We start from the raw sequence: 12,913 nt of genomic DNA, 5'->3' as shown, positions 1-12,913 counted from the left end.
TCACGGATCGGGAGTCAGAAGTCCCACTCGACCGCTCTGGCCACTTCGCGACCACTTCGCATCGCGCCCTGAATGGAGGACCATGCGGTGTAGTCACCGGCCAGATACGTCCGACCGCCCGGCGCGCGGTGATCCGGGAGCGTCTCGTGTACGCCCGGCGGTTGATCGAACTGCGCGAACTCGATCCGGTGGGTGCGGACGGGGTCGAGGTCCGCGAAGTCGCGGTCGGGGTACCACGATTCCAGAGTCAGGCGCGTCTCGTCGGCGAGGGCTCCGGCGTCGCGGTCGAGCGCGGCGTCGCCGAGGAACGTGGCGTTGAGCAGCGCCTCGTCGTCGGGTGCATACTCCGGCGCGACCTCGGACATCGGCACGACCGTATTCGGCGACGGATCGCCGGCATTGAGCAGGAGCTTGCGCCGCGTCGTCGGCGCGACGTCCTCCGGAAGCCGGTAGTGCTGAGTCACGCACCCGCGAGCGTCAGTCGGGATCTCCGCGACGTCCGTGAGGCGGTTCGCTTCCTTGGGGTCGGTCGCGACGACGAGTGCGTCGGCGTCGATCGTTTCGGCGTCGGTCTCGACGGTGACGCCGTCGCCGTGGTCCGTCACCGATTCGACGCGTTCTGAGAGACGGATCGACGCGCCCGTGCTTCGCGCTCGCGCTGCCAACTGCTCCGGAATCGCGGCCATTCCGGCGGCCGGAACGGCGATGCGGCCGTCCGAGAGCGCCTTGAACGTGTACTCGAAGACGCGTTTCGAGGTCGACAGGGACCGATCGAGCGTAATTCCGCCATAGAAGGGAGCGACGAAGTTGTCGACGTAGTCGTCCGAAAACCCCCACTCGCGGAGGTACGAGCGGATCGATCGGTCGGCGCTCCTGAAGATCTCGGACTCCGTCCGCGTGTCGACGTGCTGCCGAAGGAACAGCGTCCGAACCTTGTCGGTGAACGTCACCTCGTCGTTGCGGATCGACGCCGGCGCGGATCGAAGGTCGCGCAGCGGGTCCGAGAGGACGGAGCGTGATCCGGGCCGGGCGATGACTGCGCCGGGCGTGAAGTACCGGAGGTCGAGCGCCGCCAGATCGAGTTCCCGCCGGACGGCCGGATACGCGGTGAAGAGCACCTGAAATCCGCGGTCGAGCGTGAATCCGTCTCTCGTCTCCGTCCGGACGCGGCCACCGACGGTCGATCGGCGCTCCAGCACTGTCACATCTGCGCCTGCGGCGGCGAGTCGACGGGCGGCGACGAGCCCGGCCAGCCCTGCGCCGGCGACGACGACGGAAGCTCCGTTCATACGCGTCGGTTCGATCGCGGGACACAAAGAGACTGCGAGTGAGTCCCGGAGAGAAGTGAATAGGGATTTGTTCGTCGGATCGTAACTCCAGGTATGCAAACGAGCGAGGCGTTCTGCGGCCTAGTCTGTACGGCGACCGACGAGCGCTACGACGCGACTGCGACGGGCGAGAGCGACGCCGGCGCACGGCTCGAAGCCGCGTACGACTACGACGCCGTCGAGTGGTCTGACGAGGCGCTCGCGGACGCACCGCGGTCGATGTGGCGCTACAGCGACCTGCTCGCGTTCGAATCGCCCGTCACGGCCGACGAGGGCGGCACGCCGCTCGTCGCCGCGCCGACGCTGGCCGGGGAAGTCGGTCTCGGCGAACTCTCGATCAAAGACGAGAGCCGCAACCCGACCGGAACGGTTCTCGACCGGGGGCTGGCGCCGGCGGTGACGGCGGCGCGCGAAGCCGACGCGGACCTCGTTGCGCTCGCGACGCCGGGGAACGCGGGGCAGTCGGCGGCGTCCTACGCCGGAATGGCCGACATCCGCTCGTACGCGTTCGTCCCCTCCCGCGCGCCGTTCTCGAACAAGGCGATGGTGAACGTCCACGGCGGGGAGATGCGAGTCGCGGGCGGTCGCTACCCCGACGCGGAGGCCGCACTCCACGAACAGTTGCAGTCGGAGTGGTACACGCTGCAGGAGTTCGACAATCCGCACCGACACGACGGTATCAAGACGGTCGCCTTCGAGATCGCGGAGTCGTTAGACTGGACGCTTCCGGACGCCGTCGTCCTTCCGGCGGGGACGGGTGAGGTCGTCGCGGGCGTCGTGAAGGGCTTCCGCGAACTCCGCGAGGTCGGGATGACCGACGACGTGCCGCCGGTGTACGCGGCCCAGCCCGCCGGCTGTGCGCCGCTCGTCGCCGCGCACGATCGCGGTGCCGACACGATCGAACCCTGGGAGTCGCCGGACACCATCGTCGGCGAACTGGAGATTCCCGAGCCGAACTGTGCGGAGCCGGCGCTCGACGCCGTCGCGGAGACCGGCGGCGGATTCGTGGCCGTCGACGACGAGAACAGCCTCGAAAGCGCTGTCGTGGCCGCTCAGAAGGCAGGATTAGAGGTCGGTGCCGCCGGCGGAGTCGCGGTCGCGGCGGCCGGCGAACTCGCTGCCGATGGCGTGTTCGGCCCCGACGACCACGTCGTCGTCGTCAACACGGAATCCGGAACCAAGACCGCAGACGTGCTCCGGAGCCATTTGATGGGAAAAGGAATCTGAGTTAGAACGGTCACGCAGCATCGTTTGGACCGACAGATTATTAATTTTGACTAGTCTAAAATGTCGTATGTTGAGCGACGTGATGGAAGACTATCTCAAAACGATCTACCAGATTCAGGCTCGATCCGGGCCGCCCGTCTCCACCTCTGCGGTCGCAGACGCCCTCGAGAAGACCCCGGCGACGGTGACGAGTATGCTCGGGAATCTCGAAGACCGTGGGCTCGTGACGCGCGAGAAGTACAAAGGAGCCGAACTCACCCCCGAAGGAGAGACGGTCGCACTGGAGATTCTCCGCCATCACCGCCTCCTCGAAGCGTACCTCGCAGAGCATCTTGATTACTCCTGGAGCGAGGTCCACGACGAGGCCGACGCGCTGGAACACCACATCAGCGAAGAGTTCGAGCGCCGCGTCGCGGAGGCGCTCGACGATCCCGTCGTCGACCCGCACGGCGATCCGATTCCGTCCGCTGATCTCGCCCCGCTCGAAGACGACGAGGCGACGCCCCTGACGGCCCACGAGGTCGACGACCGCGTCGTCGTCTCGCGCGTCAGCGACCGCGACCGCGACGAACTCGAATATCTTGCTGACGCGGGGATCACACCCGGGACGACGCTCGAAGTTGTCGACGTCGCCCCCTTCGGAATGGTCACGGTCCGAACCGGATCGGACGCCGAACAGAGCCTCCCAGAATCAGTGGCCGAAGCGATCTACGTTCGTCCTGCGACCGATGCGGCGCCAGCCGGCGGTTCAGCTGAGGTGAGCGACGCGTGAGTACCTACCTCGAAATCCTGATCGTCGCGTTCGTCGCTCAGTTGGCCGTCCTCCCCGGAGAGAAGGTGCAGTTCATCATCGCGGGGCTCTCGACCCGGTACGACCCGCGGATCGTCGTGGCCGCCGCAGGGTCGGCGTTCGCCGGCTGGACCGCAATCGAGATCCTCTTCGGGCGGGCACTTCAGTCAGCCCTGCCGCCGGTCGTCCTCGATGCAGTGACGGCGGCGCTGTTTTTGACGTTCGCGGTCCTCCTGTACCGTTCGGCTCCGGAGGCCGCCGGCGGCTCCGACCTCGACGGGACGAGCGTCACCGATGGGGGCTTCGCAGAGTTGGCAGACCTCGATCTCCCGCGCCCGCTCGATCGGTACGCCGGTTCCTTCGGCGGGTTCCTCCCCATCTTCGTGATGATGGTCACCGGCGAGTTCGGCGACAAGACGCAGTTGATAACGATCGGGCTGGCCGTCCAGTACGGCGCGACCTCGGCGATCTGGGCCGGCGAGATGCTCGCGATCATTCCGATCAGCCTCGCGAACGCGTATCTGTTCCACACGTTCGCGCACAAGTTCAATATGCGCAAGGCCCACTTCGGCTCCGCGATCCTGTTCGCCTTCTTCGGGCTGGATACGGTCCTCTCGATCGTCACCGGCTTCTCCGTCTGGGAGACGTTCATCGGGACGGTGACCGCCGCCGCGACCGGGCTCGTGTAACTGGGCGGACCCGTGTGACTGGCCTGTCGCACTCGATGCACTGCGGTCGGACGCGACGACGGCCGCGCCTTCGGATCTTTTTTCTCGATACCACTCGTGAGATGGGACGATGACGAGTCTCGTTGCAACCCTCTCGGCCGGTATCGTCTTCGGGGTTGCCCTCGCTGCGCCGCCCGGACCGATGAACGCAATTATCGCCGAGGAGAGCGTCGTGCGGGGCTGGCTCGCCGGCTTCAAAGCGGGTCTCGGCGCGATGAGCGCCGACGCGATCTTCTTCGTCCTCGCGGCGCTCGGCGTCGTCGCGTTCGTCGAGCAGTTCCCGCTCCTTCGCGCGGGGATGGTCGGCGTCGGCGGCGTCCTGATGCTGTACTTCGCCTACGGCGCAGCCAGCGACATCCAATCGTCGTTCCGGGCCGGCGGCGGCGCCACGGACGACTCCGACCCGCGCATCGGGACCGGGTTCCGCAAGGCGTTCGTCCTCGCGCTCACCAACCCCTATCAGATCCTCTTTTGGCTCACGATCGGGGTCGGGCTGCTCCAGCCGGGCACGCTCGACGTGCTCGCACAGACGCCGTACGTCGGCTCCTCGCTCGCCGGCATCCTGGTCGTCAACACCGGGTCGCCGGCACTGGTCGCGGGCTTCTTCGGCGGAATCGTCGTGTGGGTCACCGGCTTCCCGGCCGCGCTCGTCAGCGCGGAGCGCCGCGTCGAGGCCTTCGCCCCGATCGTCGCCGGCGTCAGCGCCGTCGTCCTCGCCGGGTTCGGCGTCCTGTTCTTAGCGCAGAGCATCGCCGCGCTGTCGTGAACGGGCGCGAGGCGCGTGCAGTCGGATGAGGGAAGACGTGCGACCGCCACTATCGCATTCGGTCCAGATCGGGCATAAGGTATGTATACTCAGAAACAGAATCATCTATTATGTCACAGCCGCCCGAAGAGCGCGTTGACGAAACGACGACGTGGCCAGAACTCGCCATCGGCCTCTACGACCGACTGACTGGACGGGGCGCCGAGATCACGTACGAATTCGAGGATATGTCGGTCGAAGTGCCCAGCGGGACGGGGCCGGACGCAGAGCACGCCACGTGGCGCGTCGACGGCACCGTCCGAATCACGACCAGAGAGCGTGAGTGATTCCCACGTAGACGAGCGGTTCACGCCGCTTTCGGTGGACGCAGATCTGACAATCGAGGTCGCTGGGACGCGGGCGGACGTGCGATCGATCGGCGAACGAGTGTTCGTGATGTTCCCCTCACTATTCGGTGCCGTGCAGGCGTTCCGACGGCTTCCCGGCGGGTCTGAGAAGCGGCTCAGCGAACTGCTTTCTCGGAGTGACCTCACCGTCGAGTTCCGTGTCCGCGACCGGACCGTGGCGGTTTCTGGCGCCGGAGCTCGACCGGGGCTACTCTCCGAACTGCTCGGTGTCGAGACGGTCGAGATCCGAGTGAGCGGGGTCGCCGGAGCGGTCAGGCGTGGCGTCGCCGCCGCGATGGAGGCGATATAAACGCAACTACTCCACGAACCAGTAACTGCTCTACGAACCAGTATATTCTAACGGCCCCGCCAGGTACGGTACGTATGTTCGAGAAGACGACGTGGATCAAACTTCCGCGAAACGTCCTCGTCGGTCACGGCGTCCTCGACGACCTCTCAGACGCGCTGGCGGAACTCTATCTCTCGGGCCGCCCGCTGGTCGTGACGAGTTCGACGCCGGACAGTCTGGTCGGCGACCGCGTCCGCGCCCAGTTCGACGATCCGGCGACCGTCACGGTCGATACGGCCAGCTTCGAGGCCGTCGAGCACGTCATCGACGCTGCCGAGGCGGCCGACGCGGGCTATCTCGTCGGCCTCGGCGGCGGCAAGCCGATCGACACCGCGAAGATGGCGTCCGATCGGCTCGACTGCGGGTTCGTCTCCGTCCCGACTGCGGCGAGCCACGACGGGATCGTCTCCGGACGCTCGTCAATCCCGGAAGGTGACACCCGGCACTCGGTCGCGGCCGACCCGCCGCTCGCCGTCGTCGCCGACACGGAGATCCTCGCGGAAGCGCCCTGGGAACTCACGACGGCCGGCTGTGCAGACATCGTCTCGAACTACACGGCGGTGAAAGACTGGAAGCTCGCACACCGGCTGAAGAACGTCGAGTACAGCGAGTACGCGGGTGCGCTCTCACAGATGACCGCGGAGATGCTCGTCGAGTCCTCCGACGCGATCAAACCCGGGTTCGAGGAGTCGGCGTGGCTGGTCGCGAAAGCGCTCGTCTCCTCGGGCGTGGCGATGTCGATCGCCGGATCCTCCCGGCCCGCCTCGGGCGCAGAGCACCTCATTTCACACCAACTCGACCGACTCGTCCCCGGTCGTGCGCTCCACGGTCACCAGGTCGGCGTCGCCGCCGTCGTCACCGAGTACCTCCACTCGGGCGAACGCGGCGAGTGGGCCGACATCCGCGACGCCCTCGACGATGTTGGCGCGCCGACCACCGCCGGCGAACTCGGCATCGACGACGCGACGTTCTTGGAAGCGGTGACGACTGCGCACACGATCCGCGACCGCTACACGATCCTCGGCGACGGCGTCAGCGAGGCCGCCGCGCGCGAGGCCGCGACGTTCACCGGCGTCATCTGAGCGCCCCCATCCTCGCGCTCATCCCACGCACGGCGTCCACGACCGGCCCTCGATCCGAAGACGGAATACGGCAGAGTCCTCACCCCACGGTATGGCAACTTCGAGCGCCGACAACGCGGCGAGGCGGCACCCGTTGGCCGTCACTGCCGTGCTCTCGGTCGTCGGATACGCTGCCGTCATCGGCACCTTTCTCGGACTCGTCCCGGGGAGCGTCTTCCCCGAACTATCGCTGCGCGCGGTGAACCGGCTCTCGGACGCGATCGCTCTCGTGAACGCGATAAACGTCGTCGTGATCGCCGCCGGCTGGCGGTGGATCCGCCGCGACGAGGTGAAAAAGCACGCGACCGCGATGGTGACCTCGTTCGTCCTGATCCTCGTGTTCCTCGTAATGTACCTCACGAAGATCGGCGGCGGCGGCACGAAGGAGTTCGTCGGGCCGGCGTTCGCGTACTACCCCTACCTGGCGATGCTCGCGATCCACATCATCCTCTCCATCATTTCGGTGCCGGTAGTGCTGTACGCGCTCGTGCTCGGTCTGACCCACTCGCCGACAGAACTCCGCACCGAGACGCCGCACCGTCGCGTCGGCCGGGTCGCCGCGGGCGCGTGGCTGCTCTCGCTCGCGCTCGGCGTCGTCACGTACCTCTTGCTGAACCACGTCTACAGTTGGGAGTACATCGAAGCCGCCGCCGCGGCCCTGATCTTCGTCTGATCGTCGACTCGTCGGGTCCCGGCCCCGACCGCCGAATGTCGAGGATTTTTATCGCCCCGACGAAATCCACGGGTATGCGCGTCGCGTTCGTCTCGTTGTATCCCGAACAGCGCCGGTCCGACGGCGCGACGAGGCGAACGCGACGGGTCGCCGAACACCTCGCGGCGCGCGGTCACGACGTCGTCTTCCTCTGTTCGCAGTGGTGGGACGGCGAGCTAGACGCCTTCGAGCAGAACGACGTCGAGTACGTCGCCGTCAGCGAGACGACCTCGGCCCGCACCTTCGCCTCGAAACTCCCCTTTGCGCTCCGGCGGGCCGATCCGGACGTGATCCACGCGACGAACAGCCCCCCGTCGCAGGTCGTCGCCGCGAAGACCGCTGCACGCGTTCTCCGGGTCCCGGTCGTCGTCGACTGGTGGGCCGCCCGCGGAGACGACTCGGCCCGGATGCTCGGCAAGGCGGCGACGAGCGCGAACCACCTCCTGACGCCGTCGCGGATGGTCAAGACGGACGTTCGCGAGCACGGCGCGCCCGAAGACGCGGTCACGGTCGTTCCCGAATCCATCGACGTCGACCTGGTTCGCGAGTCAGACGTCGACAACCGAGCGGACCTCGTGTACGCCCGCCACTTGGACGAACACGCGAACGTCGAGTCGTTCCTCCTCGCGCTCGCGGAACTCCGCGACCGGGACTGGCGTGCGGCCATTATCGGTGACGGACCCGAACGCGACGCGGCAGAGCAGACCGCCGCGGAACTCCGGATCGACGATCGCGTGGAGTTCCTGGGTGACCTCCCGCCCGCCGAGTTCGTCCCGATCCTGAAGGGCGCACACGTGTTCGCCCAGACGGCAACCGTCGAGCCGTTCCCGCGCGGACTGCTCTGGGCGCTCGCCGCCGGTTGTGTCGGCATCGTGGAGTATCAGGCCCGGTCGAGCGCCCACGAACTAGTCGAAAACTGCGAGCGCGGCGTCCGCGTGACCAACCCGCAGGAACTGGCCGACGAGGTCGTCGCCGCCGCGGGCCACGAGCGGGCGTCGATCAACGAGGCGTTCGCCGACTTCGACCACGCCGACGTATTGCAGTCCTACGAGCAGAGCTACGAGACCGAGCGCGACGACTACGGGTTCTTTTGAAGCGCGCGATACCGGAGAGAGCGGGCAGGTAGAGAGCCACGCGGAGAGCGGTAGTGCGGCGGTTCGGGTTGGAGACGAGCGAACAGCTATCAGGCCAGCGAAACGGCCGCGCGCTGCGACGGTCTGGGGCCGCCGAAGACGATTACTCGTCTTCGATCTCGTAGTCGCCGCCGTACTTCAGGAAGAAGAAGGCGAGACCGAGTGTCGCGACCATCGCGAACGTCGTCGCGACGCCGAGCGTCTTCGCGGAGTCCGGAACCGTCGGGACGTTCGAGGATGCAGGCGTCGAGATAGACTCGACGACCTCGATGGTTCCGACCATTCCCGCGCTCTGGTGAGGCACGCAGTAGTACTCGTAGGCTCCGAGCGTCTCGAAGGTGTGCGAGTAGGTGAATCCCGTGTTCTCGATCGGCTCGTGGCCCTCCCAGTTCGCGCCCTCGGGCTGGCTGTCGACGACGATGTTGTGGTTGTCGGAGTCCCAGACGAACTCGACAGTCGTTCCGGGGGTGATCTGGAGCGGTTCGTTCGTCCCGGGCTCGAACACCAGCGAGCCGCCGGGGCCGACCATAACCGTCTTCGTGCCGCCACCGCCGCCCTCCTGTGCTGCGGCGGTTCCGGCAGCACCGGCGGCCGCGGCGGTACCGGCCGCGGTCGTGAGGAAGGCGCGACGGGACATCTCCGCGTTGCCGTCAGTCATACCCGGGCGTTAGAAGTCGGCTGTAGTGAATACTTTGGTTTGTCTCGTCGAGAGAGCGGGCCGGTGTGTCGAAACGGGGGTGGTGTCCCTCGAAGCGAGGCTGCTGTGGCCACGGAACCTGGTGGGATGCAACCGAACCCGGCGGGACCCAACCGGCGGGATCTCGACCGCACCGACGCCGTCGACGCGACCGATCACTCCAGCGGCGGCGAGTGTCGACCGTTCATCGCTTCGATTTCGAGTTCGTACCACTCGGGGTGGAGTGCGGGCGCCTCCTGCTCGAACACGCTCAGCCCCGCGACCGACGCGTACTCGGCGAAGATTTCCGACGCCTCGATCGCTTCCGGCGTGTCCTCGTCGATCGCGTGGAGCGTCCCCGTGATGAGGACGCTGCGCCAGTCGCTGGGGTCCGTCCACTCGTAGGTGACGAGCGAGACGGTCGGCGACTCCTCGAGTCGGGCTTGCTTTTCGCTCCCCTCGTGGAAGACGAGCTGGAAGATGCACCGGTTCTCGATGACGTCGTAGCCGAAGGAGATCGGGAGGCCGTAGGGAACGTCGCCGCCGAAAGAGAGAACGCCGTGTCCGCGCCGGGTGAGAAACGTCGCAATCTCGCTGTCAGTCATCTCGACGCCGTAGTCACCGGTCGACATTGTCCGGCAGTTTCTAGCCGGAGGACAAGAAGCTACGGGCCGTGGGTAAACTCTCAACCGATTTGTGGTGGTTCCGGAACGCTTTTGCGGATTGTGTGGCACGTCTCGGCTATGGCAGACGTTGAGGCGGAACTCCGAAAGCAGTTTATGGACGCGTTCAGTGGCGCCGACTACCCGATCACCAGCCAGATGGACCTCGTCCCCGCGCTCCCGGATGGGCCGGGGACGAAGTTCGAGGCCGGCGACGTCACGCTCACCGCGATGGAGATGGCAGCGAAGCTCGGCTCGCATCAGGACTTCCCCTACGACGACGCCGAATCGCTCGTCGACGACGTCATCGAGGGGCTGAAAGCCGAAGGGATGATCTAAGCAGCAGCCGGTCGGTTCGTGCGCGAGACCAAACGGACGCTCTGGGAGTCGTGGCTCGACCGCTACGTCGACAGCGACGACCCCCACGCCGCTCTTTGCGACGACCGACGACGCGGGCCTGGCGGTCGAGCTAACCGAGTACGGCCGACGAAAGCGTCGCCCCGTGCTCCGGCGGAGTGAGGCGATGAACGCCCGGCTTAAGCAGGCCGTCGAAACCGTCGTAGAAGACCACGAGACGCGCCGCGGCGAGTACGACGGTCTCGTGTACCTGATGTACACTATCGAGGAGTCGCAGGTGAGTCCGTACTACATCGGGAAGACCGGAATGTACCGCCGCTCCGACGACGGACTGAGCGCGAACCTCCGGAACGTCTCCGAGACGGGCGGGAAGTTCGCGCGTTGGGGCTACGGGAACGCGTATCACATCGGCGATCTGAGCGCGGCCGTTCTCGACGCCTGTGAGGACGTCGACGCCTCGAATCACGACGCTCCGACGGAGAAGTATCGGACGTGGGCACGGCGGCTCTTCGAGTCGGGGACGCATCGCCTCCGTCGCCCAGTGTACTTCTGGGTCCGCGCGTGGGACCGCAGCGAAGGCCCGTATCCGGACACCTACCCGTATCTCGCCGAACTGGAGTACCAACTCGTCGGCATCGCCTACGAGCTATTCCCGGAGACGCTTTTGAACACCGAGGGCGTCCCGAACAACCCGACTGCCTACGCGAAGGCGCGGGGCTGGATCGCAGACGAGCGGACCAGTCTCGACGACTTCGCAGACGTGGATCGATAGCCCGCTCGGGGCACGGGGACACCACCCGAACGCTTTCGTCTTCTGCAGCGGAATCGGGACGTATGCCCCACGACATCGAGCGCTATCTCAACGTTCGGAGCGCCTACGGCGCGTCGGTGGCCCCCGACGACGAGCACGTCGCGTTCCTGATGGACACGACCGGCGTCCCGCAGGTGTGGACAGTCGCAGCGCCCGGCGGTTGGCCCGAGCAGCGGACCTTCTTCGACGAACGGGTAACGTTCGCGTCGTTCTCGCCCGAGCGCGAGGAGTTCGTCTTCGGGATGGACGAGGGCGGCAACGAGCGCCAGCAGTTGTTCCGGTACGATCTCCCCACGGGCGAGAGCACGAACCTGACGGCCCACCCCGACGCGAAGCACCGCTGGGGCGGGTGGAGCCACGACGGCGAGCGCTTCGCGTTCGCCTCGAACCGGCGCGACGAGTCGGTGTTCGACGTCTACGTGCAGGACCGCGACGCCGACGGAGACGAGGCCGAACTCCTCGCCGAGGGCGACGGCTGGCTGACGGTCGGCGGATGGTCCCCGGACGACGCACGGCTCATCGTCTCGGAGGCGTACTCGAACTTCGATCAGGACGTCTCCGTGCTCGACGTCGAAACCGGCGAGTTGACGCATCTGACCCCTCACGACGGGACCGTCCGGTTCCAGAGCGCCGAGTGGGGGCCCGACGGCGAACGCGTCTATCTCGTCTCCGACCGCGACAGCGACACGCTCGATCTGTGGTGCGTCGACGTCGACAGCGGCGCGTTCTCGCTCGTCGCCGCGGACACCGACTGGGAGATCGACGGGGTCGCGATCGACGACGAGTCCGGGCGCATCGTCTACTCGACGAACGTCGACGGCTACACTGAACTGACAGTCGGCGAACTCGCGGGGCCGACGACGATTGCCGATCCGACGACGCCGGATCTCCCGCAGGGCGTCGCGGGCGGCGTCGCGTTCGATTCGACCGGCGATCGGTTCGCGATCACCGTCACGCGGCGCAGCGATCCCGCGAACGTCTACGTCGTCGACGCCGAGACCGGAGCGACCGACCGCTGGACGCGCGCGGCGACCGCCGGCATCCCGCGGGACTCCTTCGTCGAGCCCGAACTGGTGCACTACCCGACGTTCGACGGACGGGAGATCCCGGCGTTCTTCACGCTGCCGGAGACCGACACCGGCGCGGGCGAGACACCGGTGATCGTCGACATCCACGGCGGCCCCGAGTCCCAGCGCCGACCCTCCTTCAGCGCGGTCACGCAGTACTTCCTCGCGAACGGCTATGCGGTCTTCGAGCCGAACGTCCGCGGGTCGGCGGGCTACGGGAAGGCCTACGGTCACCTCGACGACGTCGAAGACCGGATGGACTCGGTGGCCGACGTCGAAGCCGCCGTGGAGTGGCTCCACGATCACCCCGCAGTCGATCCCGATCGAATCGTCGCGATGGGCGGATCCTACGGCGGATTTATGGTCCTCGCCGCGATGACGGAGTATCCCGACCTGTGGGCCGCCGGCGTCGACATCGTCGGCATCGCGAACTTCGTCACGTTCCTCGAAAACACCGGTGAGTGGCGGCGCAAGCTCCGCGAAGCCGAGTACGGATCCCTCGAAGACGATCGGGAGTTCCTCGAATCCATCTCGCCGCTCAACACTATCGAAGACATCCGCGCGCCGCTGTTCGTACTGCACGGCGAGAACGACCCGCGGGTGCCCGTCTCGGAAGCCCACCAGATCGTCGAGGCCGCGAGCGACCACGTCCCGGTCCGCGAACTCGTCTTCGAGGACGAGGGGCACGGCATCACGAAACTGGAGAACCGCATCGACGCGTACGGCGCGATCGTCGAGTTCCTGAACGAGTACGTGCACTGATAGTGAGTATCGAAAGTCCGAATCGGTGCTCGCCGAAC

At 66.7% G+C, this 12,913-nt stretch carries 15 protein-coding genes; 12 read left to right on the top strand and 3 right to left on the bottom strand.

Annotation, left to right across the window (positions count from 1 at the left end; translation table 11 throughout):
* Positions 1 to 14: 14 nt before the first annotated feature.
* Complete coding sequence (locus tag D3D02_RS00770) at positions 15 to 1,289, bottom strand: NAD(P)/FAD-dependent oxidoreductase (RefSeq protein WP_121568084.1); 1,275 nt, start codon at positions 1,287 to 1,289, stop codon at positions 15 to 17.
* A 93-nt stretch (positions 1,290 to 1,382) separates the two neighbouring features.
* On the opposite strand from D3D02_RS00770, the gene D3D02_RS00765 reads away from it, so the two are divergent.
* The 9 genes from D3D02_RS00765 to D3D02_RS00725 all read left to right on the top strand — a co-directional run bounded on the left by D3D02_RS00765 (position 1,383) and on the right by D3D02_RS00725 (position 8,501).
* A complete protein-coding gene (locus D3D02_RS00765) occupies positions 1,383 to 2,555 on the top strand; it encodes a pyridoxal-phosphate dependent enzyme (RefSeq protein WP_121568083.1) in 1,173 nt (390 codons plus the stop codon).
* Between the two features lie 67 nt (positions 2,556 to 2,622).
* Positions 2,623 to 3,327, top strand: a complete 705-nt coding sequence (locus tag D3D02_RS00760; RefSeq protein WP_121568082.1) for a metal-dependent transcriptional regulator — start codon at positions 2,623 to 2,625, stop codon at positions 3,325 to 3,327.
* The gene (locus tag D3D02_RS00755) at positions 3,324 to 4,034 is read left to right on the top strand and encodes a TMEM165/GDT1 family protein (protein WP_121568081.1); all 711 of its coding nucleotides are present in this window, start codon (positions 3,324 to 3,326) and stop codon (positions 4,032 to 4,034) included. The genes D3D02_RS00760 and D3D02_RS00755 overlap by 4 nt, the downstream gene beginning before the upstream one ends.
* Positions 4,035 to 4,143: 109 nt before the next feature.
* Positions 4,144 to 4,839, top strand: a complete 696-nt coding sequence (locus D3D02_RS00750; RefSeq protein ID WP_121568080.1) for a LysE family translocator — start codon at positions 4,144 to 4,146, stop codon at positions 4,837 to 4,839.
* Between the two features lie 110 nt (positions 4,840 to 4,949).
* Positions 4,950 to 5,165, top strand: coding sequence for a hypothetical protein (locus D3D02_RS00745; RefSeq protein ID WP_121568079.1), 216 nt, complete (start codon positions 4,950 to 4,952; stop codon positions 5,163 to 5,165).
* Positions 5,158 to 5,535 carry a hypothetical protein gene (locus D3D02_RS00740; RefSeq protein WP_121568078.1) on the top strand — a complete coding sequence of 126 codons (378 nt, stop codon included), beginning with the start codon at positions 5,158 to 5,160 and terminating at the stop codon, positions 5,533 to 5,535. The genes D3D02_RS00745 and D3D02_RS00740 overlap by 8 nt, the downstream gene beginning before the upstream one ends.
* Positions 5,536 to 5,609: 74 nt before the next feature.
* Positions 5,610 to 6,656, top strand: a complete 1,047-nt coding sequence (locus tag D3D02_RS00735; protein WP_121568077.1) for an NAD(P)-dependent glycerol-1-phosphate dehydrogenase — start codon at positions 5,610 to 5,612, stop codon at positions 6,654 to 6,656.
* 91 nt (positions 6,657 to 6,747) lie between these two features.
* Positions 6,748 to 7,368 (top strand): DUF420 domain-containing protein, encoded by a 621-nt coding sequence (locus D3D02_RS00730; protein WP_121568076.1) that lies wholly within the window; start codon positions 6,748 to 6,750, stop codon positions 7,366 to 7,368.
* A gap of 74 nt (positions 7,369 to 7,442) precedes the next feature.
* Complete coding sequence (locus D3D02_RS00725; RefSeq protein WP_121568075.1) at positions 7,443 to 8,501, top strand: glycosyltransferase; 1,059 nt, start codon at positions 7,443 to 7,445, stop codon at positions 8,499 to 8,501.
* Positions 8,502 to 8,643: 142 nt separating this feature from the next.
* Here D3D02_RS00725 and D3D02_RS00720 read toward each other — a convergent pair whose 3' ends face one another.
* Both D3D02_RS00720 and D3D02_RS00715 read right to left on the bottom strand, forming a co-directional pair.
* Positions 8,644 to 9,198 carry a plastocyanin/azurin family copper-binding protein gene (locus D3D02_RS00720; protein WP_121568074.1) on the bottom strand — a complete coding sequence of 185 codons (555 nt, stop codon included), beginning with the start codon at positions 9,196 to 9,198 and terminating at the stop codon, positions 8,644 to 8,646.
* Between the two features lie 194 nt (positions 9,199 to 9,392).
* Entirely contained in the window at positions 9,393 to 9,848 is a 456-nt protein-coding gene (locus tag D3D02_RS00715) for a pyridoxamine 5'-phosphate oxidase family protein (RefSeq protein WP_121568073.1), read from the bottom strand.
* Between the two features lie 111 nt (positions 9,849 to 9,959).
* Here D3D02_RS00715 and D3D02_RS00710 point away from each other — a divergent pair, with 111 nt between their 5' ends.
* The 3 genes from D3D02_RS00710 to D3D02_RS00700 all read left to right on the top strand — a co-directional run bounded on the left by D3D02_RS00710 (position 9,960) and on the right by D3D02_RS00700 (position 12,875).
* Positions 9,960 to 10,217 (top strand): MTH865 family protein, encoded by a 258-nt coding sequence (locus tag D3D02_RS00710; RefSeq protein WP_121568072.1) that lies wholly within the window; start codon positions 9,960 to 9,962, stop codon positions 10,215 to 10,217.
* Positions 10,218 to 10,401: 184 nt separating this feature from the next.
* A complete protein-coding gene (locus tag D3D02_RS00705) occupies positions 10,402 to 11,007 on the top strand; it encodes a hypothetical protein (protein ID WP_233560553.1) in 606 nt (201 codons plus the stop codon).
* 62 nt (positions 11,008 to 11,069) lie between these two features.
* Positions 11,070 to 12,875, top strand: a complete 1,806-nt coding sequence (locus D3D02_RS00700) for a S9 family peptidase (protein ID WP_121568071.1) — start codon at positions 11,070 to 11,072, stop codon at positions 12,873 to 12,875.
* Positions 12,876 to 12,913: the final 38 nt, after the last annotated feature.

The sequence above is a fragment of the Halobellus sp. Atlit-38R genome, from assembly GCF_003665925.1.
Lineage (GTDB): Archaea > Halobacteriota > Halobacteria > Halobacteriales > Haloferacaceae > Haloquadratum > Haloquadratum inordinatus.
This window is presented reverse-complemented; position numbering and strand designations above follow the sequence as displayed.

What these genes read in the sequence shown, in the direction of transcription:
- D3D02_RS00770 (WP_121568084.1), bottom strand. Translation starts at nt 1,289, where the DNA reads ATGAACGGAGCTTCCGTCGTCGTCGCCGGCGCAGGGCTGGCCGGGCTC.
- D3D02_RS00765 (WP_121568083.1), top strand. Translation starts at nt 1,383, where the DNA reads ATGCAAACGAGCGAGGCGTTCTGCGGCCTAGTCTGTACGGCGACCGAC.
- D3D02_RS00760 (WP_121568082.1), top strand. Translation starts at nt 2,623, where the DNA reads ATGTTGAGCGACGTGATGGAAGACTATCTCAAAACGATCTACCAGATT.
- D3D02_RS00750 (WP_121568080.1), top strand. Translation starts at nt 4,144, where the DNA reads ATGACGAGTCTCGTTGCAACCCTCTCGGCCGGTATCGTCTTCGGGGTT.
- D3D02_RS00745 (WP_121568079.1), top strand. Translation starts at nt 4,950, where the DNA reads ATGTCACAGCCGCCCGAAGAGCGCGTTGACGAAACGACGACGTGGCCA.
- D3D02_RS00735 (WP_121568077.1), top strand. Translation starts at nt 5,610, where the DNA reads ATGTTCGAGAAGACGACGTGGATCAAACTTCCGCGAAACGTCCTCGTC.
- D3D02_RS00730 (WP_121568076.1), top strand. Translation starts at nt 6,748, where the DNA reads ATGGCAACTTCGAGCGCCGACAACGCGGCGAGGCGGCACCCGTTGGCC.
- D3D02_RS00725 (WP_121568075.1), top strand. Translation starts at nt 7,443, where the DNA reads ATGCGCGTCGCGTTCGTCTCGTTGTATCCCGAACAGCGCCGGTCCGAC.
- D3D02_RS00720 (WP_121568074.1), bottom strand. Translation starts at nt 9,198, where the DNA reads ATGACTGACGGCAACGCGGAGATGTCCCGTCGCGCCTTCCTCACGACC.
- D3D02_RS00715 (WP_121568073.1), bottom strand. Translation starts at nt 9,848, where the DNA reads ATGTCGACCGGTGACTACGGCGTCGAGATGACTGACAGCGAGATTGCG.
- D3D02_RS00710 (WP_121568072.1), top strand. Translation starts at nt 9,960, where the DNA reads ATGGCAGACGTTGAGGCGGAACTCCGAAAGCAGTTTATGGACGCGTTC.
- D3D02_RS00705 (WP_233560553.1), top strand. Translation starts at nt 10,402, where the DNA reads ATGAACGCCCGGCTTAAGCAGGCCGTCGAAACCGTCGTAGAAGACCAC.
- D3D02_RS00700 (WP_121568071.1), top strand. Translation starts at nt 11,070, where the DNA reads ATGCCCCACGACATCGAGCGCTATCTCAACGTTCGGAGCGCCTACGGC.